Origin of the sequence: Parabacteroides merdae ATCC 43184, assembly GCF_025151215.1 — a bacterium.
In the GTDB taxonomy this organism is placed as follows: domain Bacteria; phylum Bacteroidota; class Bacteroidia; order Bacteroidales; family Tannerellaceae; genus Parabacteroides; species Parabacteroides merdae.
Genome location: NZ_CP102286.1, coordinates 2,656,076 through 2,679,003, shown reverse-complemented (window position 1 = coordinate 2,679,003; position 22,928 = coordinate 2,656,076). Strand labels below are relative to the sequence as shown.

Here is a 22,928-nt window from a genome sequence, read left to right as displayed (position 1 = left end):
AATGTCAGAACATTTGAGAAAGCCGGATTGGCTAAAAATCCGGCTGGGTGGGAACGAACAGTTCACACGGACAAAAAGCATCGTTGAATCCCACTGTCTGCATACTATCTGCACCAGCGGAAAATGTCCGAATATGGGAGAGTGCTGGAGCAGAGGGACGGCTACCTTTATGATTGCGGGAGATATCTGTACGCGTTCTTGCCGTTTCTGCAATACGTTGACTGGCAAGCCGCTCCCGTTGGACCCGAAGGAGCCTGCGAATGTGGCGGAAAGTATCCGGCTGATGAATTTGAAACATGCGGTCATTACTTCTGTTGACCGGGATGATTTGCCTGATTTGGGTGCGCAGCATTGGGTGGATACGATCCGTACGATAAAAGCGGTTAATCCTGAAACGACAGTAGAGGTCTTAATCCCCGACTTTCAGGGACGGTTGGAACTGGTGGATAAAGTGGTGGCAGCCGCTCCCGAAATAATATCCCATAATATGGAAACCGTTCGCCGTATCAGTCCCGAAGTGCGTAGTGCCGCGAAGTACGAAGTGAGCCTTTCCGTGCTTGCGCGTATAGCTGCACAAGGCGTTGTTGCCAAGACCGGTATAATGGTAGGCTTAGGTGAAACAGTCGAGGAAGTTTGCGAATTGATGGATGACGTGCGGGCTGCCGGTGTCTCCGTCTTGACAATCGGGCAATACTTGCAGCCAAGCCGGAAAAATATTCCGGTAAAAGAATACGTTACGCCCGAACAGTTTGAGTCTTATAAATCAATTGCTTTACAAAAAGGGTTCAAAAAGGTGGAAAGCGCTCCGCTGGTCCGTTCCTCTTATCACGCTGAAAAACACGTATGATGGCGAAAACATTTCTCTGTACAATTTGTTATGTTATAAAGGGAAAAAAGGGGGAAAGGGTATGAACAAAGTGAAGAGGAACCTGGATAATCAGGCTATAGGCCTAGTGCCATTGTTGCTGTTTATGTTTTTGGATAATTATTTTTCATATTTGTTATCCTTCATAATCGGCGTTACCTTTTGTTTCGTTTGTATTTTTTTGTTTCAGATACTGAGTAAGGATAAAGTTTATCAATTTTTGTTATTACCGGCTGCGACAACATTAGTTCTTTATTCGATTTTTCTTTGCCTTCGGCTTGAGCCGGTGTTGTTTATTTATTCTCCGTTGATAACAGAAGTCTTGTTGGTAGTGGTATTGGCGTTTTTAGGGTTTGCCAAGCGAACAATATTGCGGCGAATCCGGACGTCTCAGCATCCGACCTACAAGCGGACATTGATGCGTACTACGTTAAATGAATTCTTTTTTGTCGCCCAGCTGATCCAGAACCTTTATACATTGCATCTGTTTATTATTTTGGTATACAGTATTCTGCCCGAAACGATGCAGAGCGTGCGTATGGAGCGTTTTTTATACAGGGAGCTTGGGATCGTTATCGGAGTATTTTTGATTCTATATGAACAGATAAGGATTTCGATGATGCAAGGTAGCCTTCGGAAAGAAATGTGGTTACCTGTTCTGAACGACGGTGGAAAGGTGATAGGTTGCATAGCTCGATCCGTAAGTCGTTCGTTACCAAAAAAGTATTATCATCCTGTCGTACGTGTGGCTGTTATTTATCAGGGAATGCTTTATCTGGTAAACAGAGGGAAGAAGTCTTTTGTATCTCCGGATACGATCGACTATCCGTTCTACAGCTATGTTTTGTTCCGTCATAGTATAGAAAGTACGGTACGTGAAACAATGGGTGGCTTGGGTGAAAAAGAAGATGTCATGCCCCGCTTCCTGATTCGGTACACATTTGAGAACGAAAAGGTGAAACATCTGGTGAACTTGTATGTGATGTGTGTGCGTTCAGAAAAGGTCATGGATCAGATCAAACAACCGAACGGAAAGCTCTGGACTTCCAAACAGATTGAAGAAAATCTGGGTTCGGGTGTTTTCAGCGAATATTTTGAACAGGAGTTTGCTTATTTGCAAAACACGGTCCTGCTGGCAGAAAATTTCTGCTGTGCTGGTTGTTAGAATCGATAAGGAGGTATGTCAGAACAAATTACTGTTTACTGAAAGATCGTGATAAAGATGTTTTGACACCTTCTTATCGGTTCCCCAATTCAATAACTTCCAAATCCTTGATCTGTTTCCCGTCTATAACGAAACGTACCAGAGTCCTTATCTGATGAAACCCGCTCTTACCAGCTGCCCCCGGATTTATATACAAACAATTCAAACTTCTGTCGAAAGCGACTTTCAGGATATGCGAATGTCCGGCAATGAAAAGATTAGGGCGGGTGTCGTACAGTTCTTTCCGGATAAGCGGGTTATAACGTCCGGGATAGCCTCCTATATGTGTCATCATCACGTTTACTTCTTCAACTTTGAAATGAGCGACCTGCGGATATTGCAGCCGAAGCGATTGCCCGTCGATGTTGCCATATACGGCACGAAGCGGTTTCAAGGCAGCCAGGCGTGCCGCCAGTGTGTCCGAACCGATATCTCCAGCATGCCAGATCTCGTCACATTCCGAGAAATATTCCATGTACTTGTCGTCCCACCAAGCGTGGGTATCTGAAAGAAGTCCTATTTTAAGCATAACAATTTCTTTTATCCCACAAAAGTATTTATATTTACCGACCGAAGATAATAATACGATGGAGAATTCACATAAATACTTTAAACGTGATATTAGCTGGTTGTCCTTCAACTATCGCGTTTTGCTGGAAGCGGAGGATGAAACGCTCCCTATCTATGAGCGTATCAAGTTCCTGTCGATCTATTCGTCCAATCTCGAAGAGTTTTACGAAATAAGGGTTGCCGAGCACCGGGGAGTAATCATGAAAAAGAACTTCACCGAAGAAAGCGGGGCGGAAGCCGAAGAGACGCTTGCCGAAATCACGGAAGAGGTGAACCGACAGCAGCGCGAATACTATCGCATATTCTCCAAAGTATTGCAGGAATTGAACCGGCAGGATATTTACCTGTATCAGGACAGCCGGCCGGAACCGTTTCATGAAGAATTCGTGCATAACTTTTTCAATGAAGAGGTGTTCCCTTTCCTCTCGCCGGTCATGATACAGGCGGGGGATATCCGTACGTTCATACGCGACCGTCGTCTTTATCTGGTGATCCGGATGGTGAAAAAGAGCAAGCGGATGGCGGAGCCGGATTATGTGCCGGACTATTATTATGCCCTGATGAAAATCCCGTATGCGAAAGTACCTCGTTTTATCGAATTGCCTACGCATGAAGGAAAACACTATATCATGTTTATCGACGATATTATCCGGGCCAATTTGTCCAGTATCTTCCCCGGTTATGTGGTGGAGAGTTGTTATAGCATCAAGATTTCACGGGATGCCGATATTTACCTGGATGACGAGAAAGGCGGGAATATCGTGGAAAACATTCGTAAGAAAGTGAAAAAGCGCAAGATCGGTGCCTTAAGCCGATTTATGTATGACAGCAATATGCCTGATGATTTCTTGGCGTTTATATGCAATGCTTTTGGTATTACCACAGACGATCTGGTATTGGGAGGACGGTATAACAATTTGCAGGATCTGATCAAACTGCCGAATCCAAGAGGAAAAGAACTGGAGCAGCAGGTCCCGTCTCCCATGCGTGTGCCTTTTCTGGACGAGATGGGCTCTGTCTTCCGGGCGGTGAAAAAACGGGATATCCTGTTGCATTTCCCCTATCAGTCTTTCGACTACCTGATCCGCTTCCTGATGGAGGCGGCTTTTGATCCGAAAGTAGATGAGATCAAAATCACGCAATACCGGGTGGCAGAGAATTCGGCTGTTATCAACACGTTGATCAGCGCTGCTCAGAACGGGAAGAAGGTGACGGTCTTTGTGGAGTTGAAAGCCCGTTTCGACGAAGAGAACAATATGAGTACGGCCGAACGGATGGAGCAGGCGGGTATTCGCATCATCTATAGTATCCCCGGTCTGAAAGTACATGCAAAAGTGGCGGTTATTCTGCGGAAAGATACGGAAGACGGCTGCAAACGGCGGGATTTTGCCTATTTGAGTACCGGCAATTTCAATGAAAAAACGGCACGCATCTATTCCGATATGGCGTTGCTGACTTCGAATGCGGAATTGATAACCGATATAAACAAAGTGTTTGCGGTGCTGGAAGGGAAGCTGGCCGGACCGACATTCCGCCATCTGCTGGTCGCCCGCTTCAATATGGTGCCGGAACTGACCCGGATGATTCATCGGGAGATTGAGCACGTGAAGGCCGGACGTAAAGGACGCATCGTGTTGAAGATGAACGGACTGCATGACCAGAATATGATCAATGAATTGTATAACGCAAGCGAGAACGGGGTGGAAATCGACCTGATTGTCCGGGGGATTTGTTGCCTGGTTCCGAACCGTCCGTTCAGTGCGAATATCAAGGTTACTCGTATAGTGGATATGTTTCTGGAACATTCTCGCATCTGGTACTTCTATAATGATGGTGAGGAGGAGCTGTTCCTGACTTCTGCCGATTGGATGCGCCGGAACCTGAATCGGCGTATAGAGACTGCTTTCCCGATTCTGAATGCGGAGATCAAGCGAAATATCATAGATATCCTGAATATCCAGTTGCAAGATAATGTAAAAGCCTGTTTGATCGACGAACATCTACATAACAATTTCAAACGGGATGGCAACCCGGTGAAAGTCCGGGCACAACTGGCTGTTTATGAATATCTGAAAAACAAAATATAGACGGTATGGATCTTCCTTTTCCCTGGACATTCGTATTATTTACCTTATGTTTTGTCGCCCTGATCGCAGGAGCCTTGCTCGGATTTGCGGTCGGGTTTCGTACGGGTGGCAGACAAGAACGCTTTCGGTTGGTGAAGGAGAAGCTGAAACGGAATAAAGCGGCCATCTGCCGTTGGCAAAAGGAACGTTACGAATATGCCAGGCAGGTGAAGCAGTTGGAAGAAGACTTGTTGCATTCGGCATCCGAATCCGAACACTATAAGGAACGGATGTCTGACCTTGAGTTCTACCAGCAGAAACTCCGGGAGAGCGAGCGGATAATTTCCTCCTTATCGGTTGAAAACGAATGCCAGTCCGATTCCCTTTCGATGCTGGTCCAGTTGAAAGAGGATCCGCTTCGCACGAACCTTACCCGCGAGGAATGGAATGGGCTGTTCCATCTGACCGATATCCTTTTCCACCATGTCTTGTCCGACTTGAAGGAGAAGCGAGGGATTACCCGCCATGAACAGGAAATCTGCTGTCTGGTCAAATGGAACTTCTCGCGGAAGGAACAATTGGCTGTTTTCAATAATACTTCGGAAGCACTGACCAAATCGAAAAACCGGTTGAAGAAGAAGCTCCGACTGGATGAGAAGGTCGATTTGGATCAATTTATTCGTCTTTATTAAGGACCGGAAAGGGACGGATTGTCCGCCAAATTGGATATTTGTTACTTTTTGATTGGTTTATATGGTTGTATATTAGTTTGTTATCCGGTGTCTCACTTGTCCGGCATCGTCTCTTTTCTTTCTTTTTCTTCCTCTCTATCTTTGTTTCGTGTAAATTTAGTTTTTTAAGATAATCTAATAGAGGAATGATATGAGAACGCGATTTCTATTAACTTTGATTCTGATCGTCCTGATAGGGGGGACCGCTTGTAATCGGTCATCCAAACTGGCTAAACAGTCTATCTTTATGAAGAGGGCAACTGGTTTTGCTTATGAAGTATTGGTGGTAATGGACAAAGATGCGTGGAAAGGGGAAGCGGGTCGGTTACTGTACGACCAACTGACTGCTCCTATTCCGGGACTGCCGCAGAATGAGCCGGCCATGCGGGTGACGTATGCCGAGCCTTTCCAGTTTAACGGTCTGCTGCATTATGTCCGCAACATTATCCATGTCCGAATCGATGAATCCCTTTATACAAAAGTGTCTGTACATAAGGAAAAAGACCGGTGGGCTACGGGGCAGGAAGTGGTTACGCTCAACGCTCCTTCTTCCCGGATTTTGGCTGAATACTTGGAAAAACAAGGCACATCATTGGTTGCTTGGTTGGGAGAGAAAGAACGGGAACGGCAGGCCGATTATCTGGAAAGTTCGCATAGCGTCTGGGTGAATGACAAAGTGAGGGCACGTTTCAATGCGCAGCTGTATGCTCCGGAAGAGATGTGTTCTTACAAAGATACGGCAGATTTCTTTTGGGTGACTGATCATGGCACGAGAGGACGGATCGATATGGTCGTGTATAGTTTTCCTTATGTCAGCGGACGCACGTTTACGTTGGATTATCTGGTCGCCATGCGCGATTCCGTTTTGGGAGAACATATACAGGGGGCGTTTCCCGGTTCTTATATGACGACCGAAAAGCGTTTTACCCCCTCTTACGAGGCAATCTCGAAGAACGGGGAATACTGTGGAGTCGTGCGAGGCTTATGGGAGATGGAAGGCGACATGATGGGCGGCCCGTTTGTCAGCCATGCCCATCTCGATGAAAAGAACCAGAGGGTTGTCGTGGCGGAAACCTTCGTTTATGCCCCGGGTACGAAAAAAGCGAAACTGCTCCGGCGGGGCGAAGCTTCGCTCTATACGTTTTGCATGGATTGACGGAAAAAGAAAAGGGAGGGGAGAAGATGGATAATGTTTTCCCCCCTTCCTTTTATTAAGATTAGTGGCTGATTGATATCTTCTTCGAACCGATCTTTTCACCTGTGTTATCCATGAGGTGTATGAAATAAATTCCATTGGGAAACTCCGTAGTATTTATGGAGATTGTTTTATTTGCCATAGAGACCTGTTTCATTAATGAGCCTGTCTGATTATAAATCGCAACTTTGTATGAACTGCTGTTTTTCATTCTTGCCATATCCTCATTAATGTCTATTTGTATTAGTTGAGATGAGTTGCTATAAGAGATCGTATAATAGTCCTGTGTTTCAAAAGCTATATATTCAGTTATATTCCCGTCTGTGAAGGAAAGTTCGAATATATCGCTTTGTGGTGTACAAGAAAGTGTGTAGTAATCTCCTCGTGGAAAGTATTGCAGATAGAATGGGCCTGTTCCGTCCCATAAACTGCATGTCAGATTCTTTTTGTTGGAAGTAAATTCCAAAACAACTTCTTGGTTTTTACAAACGTCGTAAGCACCGCCCCAGTGGTCGACAGTTACTTTTTGATTTTCTAATAACGGGCAATTCAGTTGATAAAAACTGCCATTTATATGGATAACATAAGGATCTGGGTCTGGCTCCGGTTCTGGAACAGGGATGCCATCTACGAATTGGGCTCCCGTGTTATTAGGATCAAGCCAGTCTTTCAGACGACGTTGAGGATTGGTTCCGTAATCCCAAGAAAGATGAAATTGGCCGTAGATAGCATAGTCTGCTGCAGGATTATTGCAGTTGATATCTGAACCACCAAATAATTGGCCGATGACTCGATGTGTATTTCTTGTCAATAGAGGTGATCCGGAAGAACCTCCTTCTGTTACGGAAAAACCGTTTGTTGTTTGACTCCAATTAACACGCCAATATGGAGTAGTATTTGCCGGCAGGTTAAACGATGTCGCTATTTTCTTAACATCACCACTTGGGTGGTGGATACCGACAACTCCGGTGGAACTTAAAGACGTTATTCTATCCCAACCTAAATAATAAGGGTCATAACCGGAAAGATTCTTTGGATCTTCATTTAAGGATAATAGTGCAAAATCGGAATATTCATTATTTGCCAATATGGTTGCTCCGGAAGTCGATAGGATTTGGGGTTCGCTTCCTCCACGAGAACATGAGGGACTTTCATAATTCCAATAGAACATGTAATGATTTAAGTTTGGATTTGTTACAGCATCATATTTTATATTATAATTGCCCCATCCTCCGAGACAATGATCTGCTGTTAAAAAGATTGGCCGCTTATCGTTAGCCGTTGTGTTAAGAAGTGCTCCTGTTGCATATCGGAATCCATTTACTACTATTAAAGCTATAGCTCTTTTTTCTTTTTGCCAATCTTCACCTTCTGGACAGTTAATGTTTACTTGGCAATTGCCAGATCCTCCGAATGAACGAGTTAGGATTGCAGGTGCAACGATTGGTTTATATCCATGTACAACATTGCATATTGATATTATAGCGGTTTGCGAGATATGTGCAGGTTGATAATATTCTAAAATGACATTACTTCCTTGAATAATACCAGTTGCAAAACCTTTTAGATTAATGGAGTCTCCTTTATTATTAATAGAAGTAAAGCCACCCATATATTGTTTTTTGTCTTTACTGTATAAAAACAGACTAGTTCCTTCTGGCAACCAGAATTTGTCATACAATAAGTTTATGGAAAGAGCATTCGGTGATGATATTTCCATTGTCCAGAGTTTGTCTCCATTTGTTAGTACAGTCCAGTTGCCAGCATTGGTCATATCCCATTGACAGGTATAGGATAGCCAAAACGAGGTGGTACATTTTCATTGTCTCCTTCGTTTTCTTGATCTTCCGTATTCAATTCTTCAACCGTTTTGGGAAGTAGTGCTTTATAGGAGTTTATTTGTGCGTTCTTTTGTATGAATAAATGTTGATTTTCCACTCTGAATGAGAATGGTAATTCATTTGTACTGAGTTGTGCATTTACCAATAGTGAAACGCAGGCAAAGGTTAAAACGATGATAAAAGTTCTTGTTGTTTTCATTTTTTTTCAGATATTGATTTATACTCCAAATAGCTATTTTCCCCGAAATAGAACCTGACATTTTCCCTGTCTTGCTTGAAGGAAGAGATTTTCCTGAAATAATCGAGATACATTGTTTCGGCTTCATGATGCGGGGATGTACATCCAAGTTCAGTCGCTATCAAACCTTCGATTTTGAATTGCCCATTGTCTGCACTGTATTTGTAGTCTCCTTTGATGCTGTTGCACACGGCATCTCCTTCGAATGTGAGATCTTTTCTTAAGGTCAAGAAGGGGGTTATCTCCGTTGGGTACTTGATCTCTGTACCGTTTTCTACGGTTTTTGTTAGTATGCCGGAAATTTCTATCCCCTCTTGTATTCTATTATCCGGATTGTCCGAATCGTCGCATCCGACCCCGACCACCATGCCGAATAGTAGCAAGGCAATTTTGAATAATGATTGTAAAATAGTTGTTTTCATAAGATTTAGAATTTATGTGAATAAAAGAGAACTCTTATTTGGAAAACTAAAAAAAGTACCGTCTCGCCTGAACGACCTCCATTGTGTTACCTGGTGTCATGAATTTGTCTGTGCATTTGTGGCTTTTTGTTGCCATACTGTTTATATTTTGTTCGGTATAAAATTACTGTTTATTATTGGGATGAACCTCTTGAATGACAATCTTTTTTATTATGTTGTGCAACATTATTCGAACGTCTTCACCTGTTCCGGTATATACCCCGTGCGGATGCGCCATTCCTGCGGGTAGAGGTTGTTGGCGCGGTTGCCGAGATGTTTGGCGAAGCCGAGCGGAAACTTTTTGTGACGGACCAATACGTAGCCTTTCTCTGTACCGGCGGGTAGGAGCAGGGCTTCTTTTTTCAGATACCGGATCGCATCGTCCCAATCTAAATCAGCCACGGGAAAAGCATCCGGACGCAGAGCCGTGCTGAGTGCGAGCTCCTCGGCAGGGATGAAATCTTTTCCTTTCGCCTCGCCGATACAGATGCCGGCCGAAAGAATGCGCAGGTGCTCACGAAGCAGGGGATAGGCCCCCCGGACGGATTCGGGGAGCATCCTGAGGATACTACCGCTCCATTCGGGTGAAAAAGAAGACGTGTCCGACAGAAAGGATTTGACAGCTTTCGGGATGGCAGGAGCCGTTTTCCCCTTTTCTTTTTTATTCTTGTTTTTGAATCGAATCTCTTCCGCTTCGCCATCCGCTTTGCGCAGGGCGGCGAGGAAGAAACCTTCGCCCTTGGTCTTGTGCGGGAAAAAACGATAGACCGGATGGTTATATTTCAACGGGCCGGTGATCTGCCATTCGTCCTTTACGGCGGGGATGGGCAGTGCTTCGGCTCCCAGTTCTTCCGTTATATGATGGACGTTCTCTTCATCCTCCTCCGTGTTGTAGGTACAGGTGCTATAGATCAGCAGACCGCCGGGTTTCAGCGCGTTCCAGATGTCGTGGATGATGCGGCGCCCGCGTCCGGCACAGAGCGCGACGTTCGCGATGCTCCATTCGCCTGTACTGTCGGTATCTTTGCGAAACATACCTTCGCCGGAACAGGGCACGTCGGCGACGATCACGTCAAAGAAATGCGTAAGGCGGCCGATCTCTTTCGGATCGTTGTTCGTCACGACGCAATTCGGATTTCCCCACTTGGCGATATTTTCCGCCAGGATATGACTCCGGCTACGGATCACCTCATTGCTGACCAGCAGGCTCCCTTCCGGCAGACAAGCCGCCAGGTGAGTCGATTTGCCTCCCGGAGCGGCGCAGAGGTCGAGGCATCGGACAGGCGTTTTCACGTGGCTGCGGATCACTTGTTCGAGAAACATGGACGACGCTTCCTGCACGTAGTAGGCGCCGGCATGGAAGAGCGGGTCGAAGGTAAACGAAAGCCTTTCAGGCAGGTAATAACCTGTATCGCACCACGCCACCCGGTTATCCGGAGTATCGGCTGCCGGGATAGGAGCGCCTTTCTTCTCGTTGATACGGATACTGACGGGGACATCGGCCTGCAACGCCGCTTCGAAACTGTCGAACTCATTTCCCAGCAATGCACGGGTACGTGTGATAAAATCTATCGGAAGTGCCATCTCTTTTCGCTTGTTTTCGGCAAAAATACTACTTTTGCGTAAGATTTAAGATTTATGATTTATGATTTATGGCCATGTCGCCTTTTTTATCATGGTCATAAATCATAAATCATAAATCATAAATCATAAATTCATGTCCGCTCTCTATCTCATCCCTGTCACGCTTGGCGACGTCGAACATCGCCGGGTCCTTCCCGAATACAACCGGGAGGTTATCCTTTCCATCCGTCATTTCATTGTCGAAAATGTACGTACGGCACGCCGTTTCCTGAAAAAGACAGAGCCTTCGATCGTGATTGACAATCTTGTCTTTTATGAATTGAACAAGCATACGTCGGCCGAAGCCGTTGCCGCTTATCTGGCTCCTTTGGCGGAAGGCGAGTCGGTCGGTGTGATCTCGGAGGCCGGCTGCCCGGCGGTTGCCGATCCGGGGGCAGATGTGGTGGCTATTGCACAGCGTAAAGGTTACAAGGTGGTTCCGCTGGTCGGCCCTTCTTCGATCCTGATGTCGGTGATGGGTTCCGGTTTTAACGGGCAGAGCTTTGCTTTTCATGGCTATCTGCCGATCGATGCTTCACAGCGTACGAATGCGATCAAGAAGCTGGAAGGGCGCATTTATTCGGAGAACCAGACGCAGTTGTTCATCGAAACGCCTTACCGCAATAATAAATTGGCGGAGGAGTTGATCCGCACGTGCCGTCCTTCGACCAAATTGTGTATTGCTTCGAATATCACTTGCGAAGATGAATATATCCATACGCGTCCTGTTAAAGAATGGGCTGGAAAGGTTCCTGATTTGAGCAAGAAACCGACAATCTTCTTAATATATAAGTAAATGGAAACTTATAAGGCACATGAAACAGCCGTTATCGATCCCGGATGCACAATTGGAGACGGCACACACATCTGGCATTTTTCCCATATTATGCCGGGGTGCACAATCGGTCGGAATTGTAATATCGGGCAGAATGTCGTGATCTCTCCTCTGGTGGTTTTAGGGAATAATGTGAAGGTACAAAACAATGTCTCCGTCTATACCGGCGTGACTTGTGGGGATGATGTTTTTTTAGGACCCAGCTGCGTTTTTACAAATGTGGTCAATCCCCGCAGTGCCGTTTCCCGTAAAGACCAATATTTGAAAACACATGTCGGCAAAGGAGCTTCTATTGGTGCGAATGCAACGATCGTTTGCGGCCATACGATCGGCGAATATGCTATGATCGGCGCAGGGGCCGTGGTCACTAAAGATATTCCGCCATACGCTTTGGTTGTCGGCAATCCTTCCCGTCAGATCGGTTGGGTGAGCGAATACGGGCATCGCCTCTCCTTCAATGAAAAAGGTATCGCCACATGCTCGGAAAGCAATCAGCAATACCTGTTAGAGGGGGGCATCGTGACGCGTATTTCGTAGAGACGAGATCCGCCCGCCTTAATGTCTTTAGCAAGCCTTAAAGCTCATATCCAGCCCCTTGACAGAGTGTGTCAGGGCTCCGACTGAGATATAATCCACACCGCATTCGGCATAATCGCGAAGCGTGGCGAATGTGATGCCACCTGAAGATTCCAGCTCGTAACGTCCGGCAACCATTTCGACGGCTTTCTTCGTATTCTCGATATTGAAGTTGTCCAGCATGATACGGTCGATACCGCCGACACGCATTGCTTCCTGTAACTCGTCGAAGTTACGAACCTCGATTTCAATCTTCAAATCCTTGTTTTTCTCTTTCAGATACTGATGGCAGCGTGTGATGGCCGCTTCGATACCGCCGGCAAAGTCCACATGGTTGTCCTTCAGCAAAATCATATCGAACAACCCGATACGATGGTTGACACCTCCACCGATTTTAACTGCTTCTTTCTCGACCATGCGCAGGCCCGGAGTCGTCTTACGCGTATCCAGTACGCGTGTTTTCGTTCCTTCCAATGCTTTGACATATTTGCGTGTCGTGGTTGCAATACCACTCATGCGTTGCATGACATTGAGCATCAGGCGTTCCGTTTGCAGCAAAGACTGTACCTTACCTTCGACTACGAAAGCGATATCGCCTTTCTTCACTTCGGCTCCGTCGTGGATGAATGTCGTCATTTTCAGATCCGGATCGAATGTGTGGAAAATACGTTCAGCCATTTCGACCCCGGCCAATACGCCGTCTTCCTTCACGATCAGCTGGCTCTTCCCCATTTCCGTAGCCGGAATACAACATAAAGTCGTATGGTCGCCATCACCTATATCTTCTGCGAATGCCAGGCGGATCAGTTCCGCAATCAGTTGTTCTTTTGTCTCTTGTACGTTCATGTTACTGTTGATTTATGATTTATGATTTATATGCGACAAGGTATAAATCATAAGATCTTGTTATTCAATTCTGATAGACTGTATAATCGCTTTGTTTCCTTCTGCACGGTATGTCACGTTTACGCGATATTCACCGGATGAAGTAGGTAGTTTACCGACAAAGAAACCAGTCTCTTTTTTATCAGCATGGTGAACGACTGTGAATCCTGTCGGCTTGTTCCCTCCGAAGAAGGCATTCAGCATTGAAACAGCGTCGTTTGCGTTGCACTTTTTGGATGAACCCGGTAGGGCCATGTCGACTTCCTTGTCCATTGATCCACTGAGCGACGAGACGTTGCCTCTTTTAAAAGCGTTCGATATAGGAACTATGTCGGCAGCCATTACACTCAGAACCGAGAGAACCAATGCCAACGTCAAAAATAATCGTTTCATAAGCTTTCTCCTCTTTTTGTGAGTATTATCGTACAAAGGTATGTATTTTTTCCTGTAATTTAGCACCCTCAATCTCTAAAATGTAAACGAATGAAAATTGCGCTGATTGTGATCGGCAAGACGGATGCCGGCTATTTTGTGGAAGCGATCAATGAGTATAAGAACCGCCTGGTCCATTATATCCCTTTTGAAATGGAAGTGATCCCTGATATTAAGAACGTCAAAAATCTTTCCGAATCCCAACAAAAAGAGAGGGAAGGAGATTTGATTCTGAAAGCATTACAGCCGGGTGACTATTTGGTTTTGTTGGATGAAAAAGGAAAAGAATTTACATCGGTGCAGTTTTCCACCTATATAGAAAGAAAGACGCATACGGTCCCGAAGCGCCTGGTTTTTGTTGTCGGTGGTCCGTATGGTTTCAGCGATGCTGTTTATAAAGCCGCCGCCGAGAAAATATCCTTAAGCAAAATGACTTTCTCTCACCAGATGATTCGCCTGATCTTTATCGAGCAGCTCTATAGGGCGATGACAATTCTGAATAATGAACCCTATCACCATGAATAATTGGCAATTGACAATTAAAAATACAATCTGATAATTGTCTGATACATTTAATTGTCAATTGTCAATTCTCAATTTCGGATTTTCTGCATAAGCAGAAAATCCAACAGTGTCATTGCCGTCATTGATTCGACGATAGGGACAGCTCGAGGTAAAACACACGGATCATGGCGCCCACGGGCTTTCAAGATCGTGTCTTCACCTTCCGTATTGACGGTTTCCTGTTCCATCAGGATGGTGGCGACCGATTTGAAGGCAACACGGAAATAAATATCCTGCCCGTTCGAGATACCTCCCTGTATGCCACCGGAATGATTCGTACGGGTGTTGATGTGTCCGTTGTCGTTGAAGAAACGGTCGTTCCGTTCCGAGCCACGATATAAGGCCGCTTCGAAACCGTCACCGTATTCGAAACCTTTTACGGCATTGATTGTCAACATCGCATGTCCCAATGCCGCATGCAACTTTCCGAATACCGGTTCGCCCAGACCAATGGGAACTCCCTGTGCTACGCAGGTGATGATGCCGCCGATCGTATCTCCTTTGGATTTCACTTCGGCGATCAAAGCCTCCATTTTTTCGGCGGTCGCCGGATCCGGACAACGTACGGCCGTTTCTTCTGCCTTGTCCAAGTCGTAATCCGTGTATGAGCCGTTAAGTTTGATGTTCCCGACCTGTGAGGTAAATGCTTGTATCCGGATACCTTTCTGGCGAAGAACCAGTTTGGCAATTGCTCCGGCTACGCAACGGGCGATCGTTTCACGTGCAGACGAACGTCCACCTCCGCGCGGGTCGCGGATTCCGTATTTGGTCTGGTAGGTGTAATCTGCATGGGAAGGACGATAAACATTCTTCATATTATCGTAGTCCGCCGAGTGCTGGTTCTTGTTCCAGATGACGAAACCGATCGGAGTCCCTGTCGTTTTTCCTTCGTAAATACCGGAAAGGAACTGTACTTCGTCGTCTTCCTTGCGTGGGGTTGTGATTTTGGACTGTCCCGGTTTACGGCGGTTCAGTTCACTTTGGATAAATGCCGTATCTAGTTCGATACCGGCAGGGCATCCGTCTATTACGCCTCCGATTCCGGGACCGTGCGACTCTCCGAAAGAGGTCAGTCTGTATATGTTTCCAAATGTATTCACCCTTGCTAAAATTGTCAATTGTCAATTCTTTAATGGCATCCGCCACATCCGCATCCACTTTCGTGGTTATGGTCGCCACAACCGCTTCCACAGTCGTCACATCCACAACCGCATCCACCTGCCGGAGCTGTGAGGGCTGCGATTTCTTCAGCTGTCGGTTCGTGTACATCGATAACTTCACCATTGAAATGCAATGTTTCGCCGGCCAGCGGATGGTTGAAGTCCATAACGACAACATCTTCTTTTACTTCCAAGACAGAACCGTTCATACGATTGCCGTTCGAATCCATCATCGGTACCGTGTTGCCTTCTTTGATCATTTCCGAGTCGAACTTGCCGTCTACCTCGAAAATATTCTTTGGAAGATCCAGTACGTGTTCCTCCACATATTCGCCGTATGCATCAGCCGGAGTTATAGAAAAATTAAATTTGTCGCCTACTTCCAGTCCTTTCAGAGCGTCTTCAAAAGCGGGGAGCATAGCGCCTGTACCAAAGATGAATTTCAGAGGTGTTTCAGCTGTTGCTCTTTCCATCAATTCGCGTTCTTCGCCTTCGCCTACGTTCAGATCGTAAGTAACTGCAACGAACTTATTTGCTGTAATTTTCATTTGTAATTGTATTTATGATAAATAAAATGGCAACAAATTTACGCATAATTTCCGACTTGTCTGCCCAATCTCTGGATAATTAAATAGGCAAACGACTCTATTTCTTATCTATCGCTTTTTTCAAAGCATCCAGTGCGGAAGACAGGACGGAACGCGGATAGCCGATATTCAAACGCATATGCCCTTCACCTCCGGGACCGAACATGCTTCCGTCGTTCAGCAACAGGCCGGCTTTATCTTGGAACAAGCTTACCAGTTCAGGCTGGCTTAGTTTCAGGTCACGGCAATCCAACCATACAAGGAAAGATGCCTGAGGGGGATAGACTTTGATCTTCGGGAGTTTGGATTTGCAATATTCATCTACGAAGCGGACATTCTCAGTGATATACATCCGCATCTGTTGCAACCATTCGGCTCCGTATGTATAAGCCGCTTCTGTTGCCGTATAGGCAAAGATCGTCCCGGCATTGAATTCTCCTGCTTCCATGAAGGAATAGAATTTTTCTCGTATTTCCGCATTGGGAATGATCGAATAGGAGGTGACGATTCCGGCAATGTTGAAAGTCTTGCTCGGAGCCATGAAAGTAATGCTGCAATTGGCGGCTGTCTCCGAAACCGTTGCAAACGGATGATGCGTATATTGCGGATAAGCCATCTCTGCATGTATTTCATCGGAGATAACGAGTATATTGTGTTTGGCACAAACCTCGGCCAACTTGACCAGTGTGTCTTTTTTCCAGACGACACCGCCTGGATTATGAGGGTTGCAAAGGATCAGGACTTTGCAATGCTCATCGATGACCGATTCAAGATTCTCGAAATCCATCTCGTAAATGTCGTCTACTGTTTTGAGCGGGTTGTAGACAACCTCACGGTGCATGTTTTCCGGAACGATGCGGAAAGGATGGTAGACCGGTGGCTGGATAATTACTTTGTCACCAGGTTTGGTGAAGCACTGCAAAACGAAACCGATTCCCTTTACGATGCCGGGAATATAACTAAGCCATTCGCGTTGGATTTTCCAGTTATGTTTATAATGTACCCACTCGATGATACTGTTATAATAGGAATCCGAATCGAATGTGTACCCGAAAATCTCATGCTCCAGACGCTTCTTGATTGCGTTGACAATAAAGTCTGGTGTCCGGAAATCCATGTCGGCTACCCAAAGTGGAACAAGGTTCTCGTTACCGAAGTCTTTCTTTAGAAGATCGTACTTGACACAATTGGTTCCACGACGTTCGATGATCTCGTCAAAGTTGTATTGTTTCATTATCTCTATAAGTTCAGTCTGTTGATCGGGGTCAAAGATACGAATTATATTTAGAAACTGTTTCGATTCCGACATTTGGGTAGTTACACAACCGGACTTTTAATTTTGTCTCGTCCTGAATAGATTGACTGTGTATTAAAAAATCCTGTTATAGGTTGTCTATAAATGTAAATAACTGACACTTGTAAATGAGTCGGGTACGAAAAGTATCATAGAGTGGCAACTGCCATACTTTTATCGTCAGGCTATAAAGCCATAGAGCTTTTGACCTACGTCGAATATCTTTTTGCCCAAGGTCGAAAAGGCTTTTGCCATTAGGCAAAAAGGCTTTCGGCCTTGGGCAAAAACGTAAGAAGTTATAATTAAATCTGTACGAGACAGGGTGAAAGCAGATCTTTAAGGTGAAGCCAGTCCGAATGTCTGCCTTCACCTTAAAGATCTGCTTTTATTTTAATATATAGCAAGACGATGGTGAAGCCTACTCGCATATTCTTTCATATGAAAAGTTAGGCGGAAACAATCCAGACAGGTATTTCGGATTTGATAATGGAAGATTGGAAGGATGTGTTAAACTGCAAGCCTATCTTGTTTCTTTGCTTGAGAAATGTAAGATAAATTGATATTTTTCTTTTAATTTCTTTGGAGGTATGAATTATTGTTCTACATTTGCAGCGTCAAACAATAATAAAGACGTAAGAAAAGATGATGAACAATGTATTGCATATTATTCTCGTGGTGGTCCTTCTAGTCATTAGCAGGTAAGGAGAAAGGTGTGCAAGAAATTGTGAAGTCGTATAAAGATATTTCTTAAGCCTTTCTCCATACAGAGAAGGGCTTTTTTAATATAATAATATTTAGGATAAGAAAATAGGGGCGGTTCGTGAGCCGTTCGAAAACAACAAATAATATGATGAAGAATCCGTTAAGAAGTTCATACAGCACAGAGGGCAGACGCATGGCCGGGGCTCGCGCTTTGTGGCGTGCCAACGGTCTGAAAGAAGAGCAGTTCGGTAAACCGATTATAGCCATTGTGAATTCATTTACCCAGTTTGTACCCGGCCATGTCCATCTGTATGAGATCGGGCAGCAGGTAAAAGCGGAGATTGAAAAGTTGGGTTGCTTTGCTGCCGAATTCAATACGATTGCCATTGACGATGGTATCGCTATGGGACACGACGGAATGCTCTATTCGCTTCCTTCGCGTGATATTATTGCGGACAGCGTCGAGTATATGGTGAATGCCCACAAAGCCGATGCAATGGTTTGCATTAGCAATTGCGACAAGATCACTCCGGGGATGCTAATGGCATCCATGCGGCTCAATATTCCGACTATCTTTGTCTCCGGCGGTCCGATGGAAGCCGGTGAGCTGGATAACCGCCATCTGGATTTGATCGATGCCATGATCGAATCGGCCGACACTTCGGTCAGCGATGAACGGATCGCGCAGGTGGAACGGAATGCCTGTCCGGGATGCGGTTGTTGTTCCGGTATGTTTACGGCCAACTCGATGAACTGCCTGAACGAAGCGATCGGCCTGGCTCTTCCGGGCAACGGTACGATTGTCGCTACGCATGTGGGCCGTACACAGCTGTTCCGCGATGCTGCCCGGCAGATTGTAGAAAATGCCTATAAATACTATCGTGACGGAGATGAATCGGTTCTTCCCCGCAGTATCGCTACCCGTCAGGCTTTCCTGAATGCCATGTCATTGGATATTGCAATGGGTGGTTCCACCAATACGGTTCTCCACTTGCTCGCCATCGCGCAGGAAGCTGAGGCGGGCTTCACGATGGACGATATCGATATGCTCTCCCGCAAGACTCCTTGCCTCTGCAAGGTTGCTCCCAACACGCACACCTACCACGTCCAGGATGTGAACCGTGCCGGTGGTATCATGGGAATCATGAACGAGCTGCTGAAAAACGGCTTGGTAGACGGGAATGTGAAGCGTGTGGACGGAATGACGCTTGCCGAAGCCGTGGATAAATTTGCTATCACCTCGCCGAATGTGACGGACGAGGCTGTCAAGAAATACAAGAGCGCTCCCGCCCATCGTTTCAGCATTCGGATGGGATCGCAGGAAACCTATTATAAGGAACTGGATACCGATCGTGCCGCCGGATGTATCCGTGATATCGAGCATGCTTATTCCAAAGATGGCGGCCTGGCTGTCCTGAAAGGAAATATCGCGCTGGACGGTTGTGTGGTCAAGACGGCCGGTGTGGATGAAAGCATCTGGAAGTTTGCCGGTCCGGCGAAAGTGTTCGATTCGCAGGATGCGGCTTGCGAAGGCATCCTCGGTGGAAAAGTCGTCTCGGGCGATGTGGTGGTGATCACACACGAAGGACCGAAGGGTGGTCCGGGTATGCAGGAAATGCTTTATCCTACTTCTTATATAAAAAGCCGCCATTTAGGCAAGGAGTGCGCGCTGATCACAGACGGTCGTTTCAGTGGCGGTACTTCCGGTCTTTCTATCGGTCATATTTCTCCCGAAGCTGCGGCAGGAGGAGCGATTGGACTGGTGAAAGACGGCGATATAATCGAGATTGATATCCCTGAACGTACGATTAATGTGAAGGTAAGCGATGAAGAGTTGGCAGAACGCCGTAAAGCGGAAGAAGCCCGCGGCACAAAAGCCTTTACGCCGCCTCATCGCCAGCGTGTCGTCTCAAAAGCCTTGAGAGCTTACGGTAAGATGGTCAGTTCGGCCGATAAGGGTGGAGTGAGAGTAGTAGAAGATTAAACACAAGACTAAAATAAAGAGATATGGAGAAACAGAAGATAACCGGTTCGGAAGCTTTGCTGAAGTCACTGATAGCTGAAGGAGTAGATACGATTTTCGGTTATCCCGGCGGGCAAGCGATTCCTATTTACGATAGTTTGTACGATTACAGGGATAAATTGAAGCATGTATTGGTGCGTCATGAACAAGGGGCGACGCATGCTGCACAAGGGTATGCCCGTGTATCCGGTAAAGTAGGGGTGACGTTGGTTACTTCAGGACCCGGCGCAACAAATACCATCACCGGCATTGCCGATGCACTGATGGACAGCACGCCTATGGTGGTCATAGCCGGACAGGTCCCTTCTCCATTGCTTGGAACAGATGCTTTCCAGGAAGTCGATGTGATCGGCATTACGCAACCGATCACCAAATGGGCGTACCAGATTCGCAAGCCGGAAGAGATAGCGTGGGCTGTTTCACGTGCTTTTTATATCGCTTCTACCGGACGGCCGGGGCCTGTTGTACTCGATTTGGCAAAGGATGCTCAGGTCGGATTTGTAGAGTATGAATATAAGAAAGTAGACTATATCCGCAGCTATCAGCCGGAACCGGATATCAACCAGGATCGGATTAAAGCGGCTGCCGCGTTGATCAATAAAGCGGAGAAACCGTTCTGCCTGGTCGGACAGGGTGTTCTGTTGGGAGGTGCTGAAGAGGAGCTGAAAGCATTCCTGTTGAAGAATGACATTCCTGCCGGTTCGACTGTTCTCGGTCTATCGGCGTTGCCTTCCGATTTTCCTTTGAATAAGGGTATGTTGGGTATGCACGGCAATGTCGGTCCGAACAGGAAGACCAATGAATGTGACGTGTTGATCGCCATCGGTATGCGTTTCGACGATCGTGTTACAGGTGATTTGAAGACATACGCCAAGCAGGCGAAAGTGATCCATTTGGATATCGACAACTCGGAGATCGGGAAGAATGTACCGGTCGATGTGAAGGTTCTCGGAAATGCCAAACATACCATTCCGATGATAACTGCGTTGTTGGAAGAACGGAAACGTCCGGAGTGGAATGCTGAGTTTGAGCCGGATGCACAGGAAGAGTATGAAAAGGTGATCGAGAAGGAGTTGTATCCGATGAACGGATCTTTGAAAATGGGTGAAGTCGTTCGAAAAGTGTCCGAGGCGACCGGAAACGATGCTGTTTTAGTTACGGATGTCGGACAGAACCAGATGATGGGTGTCCGCTATTTCAAATATAAACGCACTCGTAGCGTGGTTACTTCAGGTGGTCTGGGGACGATGGGCTTTGGCCTTCCCGCTGCTATGGGAGCCAAGTTCGGTGCACCTGACCGTACGGTCTGCTTCTTTACCGGTGACGGTGGGATGCAGATGACGATTCAGGAGTTGGGAACCATTATGCAGGAAAAACTGGATGTGAAAATCATTATCCTCAATAATAATTTCTTAGGAATGGTACGTCAGTGGCAGGAGTTGTTCTTCCACGAACGTTATTCGAATACGATCATGGAGAACCCGGATTTCGTGGCGATCGCGAAAGCGTACGGTATCGCTGGCCGTACCGTTGAAAAACGGGAGGAACTGGATGAGGCTATTGCCGAGATGTTGAACCATAACGGAGCGTTTGTGTTGGTCGCCAATGTGGAAACGTGTGGTATGGTATATCCGATGGTGCCTGCCGGAGGAAGCGTAACGAACATGATATTAGGAGATAAGTAAGGAGGTGAAGCTATGACAACAAAAAAATTATATACCGTTATTATCTTTTCAGAGAATACAGTAGGTCTTCTGAACCAGATTACGATTATCTTTACGCGTCGGCAGTTGAACATCGAGACGCTTTCCGTTTCACCTTCCGCCATACAGGGTATACATAAATTTACAATCACGACATTTGCCGATGAAGATATGATCGACAAGGTTGTGAAGCAGATCGACAAACGGGTGGATATCTTGAAGGCTTACTATAATACGGATGAAGATCTGGTTTTCCAGGAGATCGCCCTTTATAAGCTGAGCACCGAGCTGTTTATCAAGATGGGGACGGTCGAGGATCTGATTCGCAAATATAACGCCCGTATTCTGGAAATGAACGAAACGTGTGTCGTTCTCGAAAAGAGTGGTCATTACGATGAGACGCAAGCCCTTTTCAGGGAGTTGAGCGAAACGATCGGTGTCTTGCAGTTCATCCGTTCCGGTCGCGTTGCGATCACAAAAAGCCGTGTCGAGCGTTTGAGCGATATGTTGGCCGAAATGGAACGTAAGTTGCAGGAAAAAAAATAACGTACGGGTGGTTTGCGAACTGCCCCAACAGAAAAGAATCATGGATAAAGATAAAAGCAAAATAGGGGAATTTCATTTCGTCACGGAACCGTACCTGTTGGATTTTCGTGGACGTGTAACGATACCGATGATCGGAAACTATCTGATACATGTCGCATCCAGCCATGCTGCTGAACGCGGATTCGGTTTCAACGATATGTCAGAACGGCATACGGCTTGGGTTCTTTCCCGTCTGGCGATCGAAATGATCGAATATCCAGCCATGTCCGAACCTATAACTCTTTATACCTGGGTGGATGAAGTCGGCCGCCTCTTTACCAGCCGTTGTTTTGAGCTGGTGGATGGCAACGGTAAGACATTCGGTTACGCCCGTTCTATTTGGGCGGCTATCGATGTGGAAACACGCCGGCCGACCTTGTTGGATATCGCCAGGTTGAGCGCTTATGTCACGGATCGCCCCTGCCCGATAGAAAAGCCGGGAAAGATTGCGGCTGTGGAGAATGAGACGGAAGGGGTTCCTTATTTCATTAAGTACAGCGACCTTGATATCAACGGCCACCTGAACAGTATCAAGTATATGGAACATCTTCTAGACCTGTTTGATCTTGACCTGTTCAAGACAAAAGATATCAAACGTTTCGAAATCGCCTACCAGTCTGAAGGCAAATATGGGATGAAACTCATGTTGTACAAGAGGGAGGCTGATAACGGAAAATATGATATGGCGATCTGTAATGAAGGCAAAGCGATTTGCCGTGCTGCTGTTATGTGGCATTGAACAAACATGGTACGGGCGGATGGTTTGCGAACTGTCCTGACAAAAGAAT

22 protein-coding genes are annotated in these 22,928 nt (G+C 46.2%); 12 read left to right on the top strand and 10 right to left on the bottom strand.

Going from position 1 to position 22,928, the window contains the following annotated elements:
* The first annotated feature begins 1 nt into the window (after window position 1).
* Both lipA and NQ542_RS11180 read left to right on the top strand, forming a co-directional pair.
* The gene (gene lipA / locus NQ542_RS11185; protein WP_005634818.1) at window positions 2-847 is read left to right on the top strand and encodes a lipoyl synthase; all 846 of its coding nucleotides are present in this window, start codon (window positions 2-4) and stop codon (window positions 845-847) included.
* Between the two features lie 61 nt (window positions 848-908).
* On the top strand, window positions 909-2,030 hold the full coding sequence (locus tag NQ542_RS11180) for a hypothetical protein (protein ID WP_005634820.1): 1,122 nt from the start codon (window positions 909-911) through the stop codon (window positions 2,028-2,030).
* Window positions 2,031-2,103: 73 nt separating this feature from the next.
* On the opposite strand, the gene NQ542_RS11175 is transcribed toward NQ542_RS11180, so the two are convergent.
* Window positions 2,104-2,598 carry a metallophosphoesterase family protein gene (locus NQ542_RS11175; RefSeq protein ID WP_005634822.1) on the bottom strand — a complete coding sequence of 165 codons (495 nt, stop codon included), beginning with the start codon at window positions 2,596-2,598 and terminating at the stop codon, window positions 2,104-2,106.
* 58 nt (window positions 2,599-2,656) lie between these two features.
* On the opposite strand from NQ542_RS11175, the gene NQ542_RS11170 reads away from it, so the two are divergent.
* The 3 genes from NQ542_RS11170 to NQ542_RS11160 all read left to right on the top strand — a co-directional run bounded on the left by NQ542_RS11170 (window position 2,657) and on the right by NQ542_RS11160 (window position 6,592).
* Window positions 2,657-4,726, top strand: coding sequence for an RNA degradosome polyphosphate kinase (locus NQ542_RS11170; RefSeq protein ID WP_005634824.1), 2,070 nt, complete (start codon window positions 2,657-2,659; stop codon window positions 4,724-4,726).
* A 5-nt stretch (window positions 4,727-4,731) separates the two neighbouring features.
* Window positions 4,732-5,397, top strand: coding sequence for a hypothetical protein (locus tag NQ542_RS11165; protein ID WP_005634826.1), 666 nt, complete (start codon window positions 4,732-4,734; stop codon window positions 5,395-5,397).
* A gap of 190 nt (window positions 5,398-5,587) precedes the next feature.
* Window positions 5,588-6,592: a DUF4837 family protein gene (locus NQ542_RS11160; protein ID WP_005634828.1), complete on the top strand. Its 1,005-nt coding sequence runs from the start codon at window positions 5,588-5,590 to the stop codon at window positions 6,590-6,592.
* Between the two features lie 61 nt (window positions 6,593-6,653).
* On the opposite strand, the gene NQ542_RS11155 is transcribed toward NQ542_RS11160, so the two are convergent.
* From NQ542_RS11155 to NQ542_RS11140, 4 genes are all read right to left on the bottom strand, one after another.
* Complete coding sequence (locus tag NQ542_RS11155) at window positions 6,654-8,351, bottom strand: T9SS type A sorting domain-containing protein (RefSeq protein ID WP_227945681.1); 1,698 nt, start codon at window positions 8,349-8,351, stop codon at window positions 6,654-6,656.
* Window positions 8,352-8,401: 50 nt separating this feature from the next.
* Entirely contained in the window at window positions 8,402-8,671 is a 270-nt protein-coding gene (locus NQ542_RS11150) for a hypothetical protein (protein ID WP_005634833.1), read from the bottom strand.
* Window positions 8,668-9,132 carry an META domain-containing protein gene (locus NQ542_RS11145; RefSeq protein WP_005634835.1) on the bottom strand — a complete coding sequence of 155 codons (465 nt, stop codon included), beginning with the start codon at window positions 9,130-9,132 and terminating at the stop codon, window positions 8,668-8,670. The genes NQ542_RS11150 and NQ542_RS11145 overlap by 4 nt, the downstream gene beginning before the upstream one ends.
* Window positions 9,133-9,357: 225 nt before the next feature.
* A complete protein-coding gene (locus tag NQ542_RS11140; protein ID WP_005634837.1) occupies window positions 9,358-10,755 on the bottom strand; it encodes a methyltransferase RsmF C-terminal domain-like protein in 1,398 nt (465 codons plus the stop codon).
* A gap of 133 nt (window positions 10,756-10,888) precedes the next feature.
* On the opposite strand from NQ542_RS11140, the gene NQ542_RS11135 reads away from it, so the two are divergent.
* Complete coding sequence (locus NQ542_RS11135; RefSeq protein ID WP_005651329.1) at window positions 10,889-11,590, top strand: SAM-dependent methyltransferase; 702 nt, start codon at window positions 10,889-10,891, stop codon at window positions 11,588-11,590.
* A complete protein-coding gene (locus NQ542_RS11130) occupies window positions 11,591-12,166 on the top strand; it encodes an acyltransferase (RefSeq protein WP_005634843.1) in 576 nt (191 codons plus the stop codon).
* A gap of 27 nt (window positions 12,167-12,193) precedes the next feature.
* On the opposite strand, the gene nadC is transcribed toward NQ542_RS11130, so the two are convergent.
* Together nadC and NQ542_RS11120 are read right to left on the bottom strand one after the other, a co-directional pair.
* Entirely contained in the window at window positions 12,194-13,051 is an 858-nt protein-coding gene (gene nadC, locus NQ542_RS11125; RefSeq protein WP_005634846.1) for a carboxylating nicotinate-nucleotide diphosphorylase, read from the bottom strand.
* A gap of 60 nt (window positions 13,052-13,111) precedes the next feature.
* Window positions 13,112-13,483 carry a DUF4783 domain-containing protein gene (locus NQ542_RS11120; protein WP_005651328.1) on the bottom strand — a complete coding sequence of 124 codons (372 nt, stop codon included), beginning with the start codon at window positions 13,481-13,483 and terminating at the stop codon, window positions 13,112-13,114.
* A gap of 90 nt (window positions 13,484-13,573) precedes the next feature.
* Here NQ542_RS11120 and rlmH point away from each other — a divergent pair, with 90 nt between their 5' ends.
* Window positions 13,574-14,047, top strand: coding sequence for a 23S rRNA (pseudouridine(1915)-N(3))-methyltransferase RlmH (gene rlmH / locus NQ542_RS11115; protein WP_005634850.1), 474 nt, complete (start codon window positions 13,574-13,576; stop codon window positions 14,045-14,047).
* 68 nt (window positions 14,048-14,115) lie between these two features.
* On the opposite strand, the gene aroC is transcribed toward rlmH, so the two are convergent.
* From aroC to NQ542_RS11100, 3 genes are all read right to left on the bottom strand, one after another.
* A complete protein-coding gene (gene aroC / locus NQ542_RS11110) occupies window positions 14,116-15,186 on the bottom strand; it encodes a chorismate synthase (RefSeq protein WP_005634853.1) in 1,071 nt (356 codons plus the stop codon).
* A gap of 29 nt (window positions 15,187-15,215) precedes the next feature.
* A complete protein-coding gene (locus NQ542_RS11105) occupies window positions 15,216-15,794 on the bottom strand; it encodes an FKBP-type peptidyl-prolyl cis-trans isomerase (RefSeq protein WP_005634856.1) in 579 nt (192 codons plus the stop codon).
* Between the two features lie 97 nt (window positions 15,795-15,891).
* Complete coding sequence (locus NQ542_RS11100) at window positions 15,892-17,067, bottom strand: MalY/PatB family protein (protein ID WP_036724734.1); 1,176 nt, start codon at window positions 17,065-17,067, stop codon at window positions 15,892-15,894.
* A gap of 910 nt (window positions 17,068-17,977) precedes the next feature.
* Between NQ542_RS11100 and ilvD the strand changes: the two genes are divergently transcribed.
* The 4 genes from ilvD to NQ542_RS11080 are packed head-to-tail and all read left to right on the top strand — an operon-like array spanning window position 17,978 to window position 22,879.
* Window positions 17,978-19,813 carry a dihydroxy-acid dehydratase gene (gene ilvD / locus NQ542_RS11095; protein ID WP_005651324.1) on the top strand — a complete coding sequence of 612 codons (1,836 nt, stop codon included), beginning with the start codon at window positions 17,978-17,980 and terminating at the stop codon, window positions 19,811-19,813.
* Window positions 19,814-19,836: 23 nt separating this feature from the next.
* Complete coding sequence (ilvB, locus tag NQ542_RS11090; RefSeq protein ID WP_005634865.1) at window positions 19,837-21,537, top strand: biosynthetic-type acetolactate synthase large subunit; 1,701 nt, start codon at window positions 19,837-19,839, stop codon at window positions 21,535-21,537.
* 12 nt (window positions 21,538-21,549) lie between these two features.
* Window positions 21,550-22,101, top strand: a complete 552-nt coding sequence (gene ilvN, locus NQ542_RS11085; RefSeq protein WP_005634867.1) for an acetolactate synthase small subunit — start codon at window positions 21,550-21,552, stop codon at window positions 22,099-22,101.
* Between the two features lie 40 nt (window positions 22,102-22,141).
* The gene (locus NQ542_RS11080; protein WP_005634869.1) at window positions 22,142-22,879 is read left to right on the top strand and encodes an acyl-[acyl-carrier-protein] thioesterase; all 738 of its coding nucleotides are present in this window, start codon (window positions 22,142-22,144) and stop codon (window positions 22,877-22,879) included.
* Window positions 22,880-22,928: the final 49 nt, after the last annotated feature.

Coding starts and splice junctions, on each gene's coding strand:
- NQ542_RS11120 (WP_005651328.1), bottom strand. CDS start 13,483: ATGAAACGATTATTTTTGACGTTGGCATTGGTTCTCTCGGTTCTGAGT.
- NQ542_RS11135 (WP_005651329.1), top strand. CDS start 10,889: ATGTCCGCTCTCTATCTCATCCCTGTCACGCTTGGCGACGTCGAACAT.
- rlmH (WP_005634850.1), top strand. CDS start 13,574: ATGAAAATTGCGCTGATTGTGATCGGCAAGACGGATGCCGGCTATTTT.
- NQ542_RS11180 (WP_005634820.1), top strand. CDS start 909: ATGAACAAAGTGAAGAGGAACCTGGATAATCAGGCTATAGGCCTAGTG.
- ilvN (WP_005634867.1), top strand. CDS start 21,550: ATGACAACAAAAAAATTATATACCGTTATTATCTTTTCAGAGAATACA.
- NQ542_RS11170 (WP_005634824.1), top strand. CDS start 2,657: ATGGAGAATTCACATAAATACTTTAAACGTGATATTAGCTGGTTGTCC.
- ilvB (WP_005634865.1), top strand. CDS start 19,837: ATGGAGAAACAGAAGATAACCGGTTCGGAAGCTTTGCTGAAGTCACTG.
- NQ542_RS11155 (WP_227945681.1), bottom strand. CDS start 8,351: ATGGAAATATCATCACCGAATGCTCTTTCCATAAACTTATTGTATGAC.
- NQ542_RS11080 (WP_005634869.1), top strand. CDS start 22,142: ATGGATAAAGATAAAAGCAAAATAGGGGAATTTCATTTCGTCACGGAA.
- ilvD (WP_005651324.1), top strand. CDS start 17,978: ATGAAGAATCCGTTAAGAAGTTCATACAGCACAGAGGGCAGACGCATG.
- NQ542_RS11150 (WP_005634833.1), bottom strand. CDS start 8,671: ATGAAAACAACAAGAACTTTTATCATCGTTTTAACCTTTGCCTGCGTT.
- nadC (WP_005634846.1), bottom strand. CDS start 13,051: ATGAACGTACAAGAGACAAAAGAACAACTGATTGCGGAACTGATCCGC.
- lipA (WP_005634818.1), top strand. CDS start 2: ATGTCAGAACATTTGAGAAAGCCGGATTGGCTAAAAATCCGGCTGGGT.
- NQ542_RS11130 (WP_005634843.1), top strand. CDS start 11,591: ATGGAAACTTATAAGGCACATGAAACAGCCGTTATCGATCCCGGATGC.
- NQ542_RS11145 (WP_005634835.1), bottom strand. CDS start 9,132: ATGAAAACAACTATTTTACAATCATTATTCAAAATTGCCTTGCTACTA.
- NQ542_RS11105 (WP_005634856.1), bottom strand. CDS start 15,794: ATGAAAATTACAGCAAATAAGTTCGTTGCAGTTACTTACGATCTGAAC.
- NQ542_RS11160 (WP_005634828.1), top strand. CDS start 5,588: ATGAGAACGCGATTTCTATTAACTTTGATTCTGATCGTCCTGATAGGG.
- NQ542_RS11175 (WP_005634822.1), bottom strand. CDS start 2,598: ATGCTTAAAATAGGACTTCTTTCAGATACCCACGCTTGGTGGGACGAC.
- NQ542_RS11140 (WP_005634837.1), bottom strand. CDS start 10,755: ATGGCACTTCCGATAGATTTTATCACACGTACCCGTGCATTGCTGGGA.
- NQ542_RS11100 (WP_036724734.1), bottom strand. CDS start 17,067: ATGAAACAATACAACTTTGACGAGATCATCGAACGTCGTGGAACCAAT.
- NQ542_RS11165 (WP_005634826.1), top strand. CDS start 4,732: ATGGATCTTCCTTTTCCCTGGACATTCGTATTATTTACCTTATGTTTT.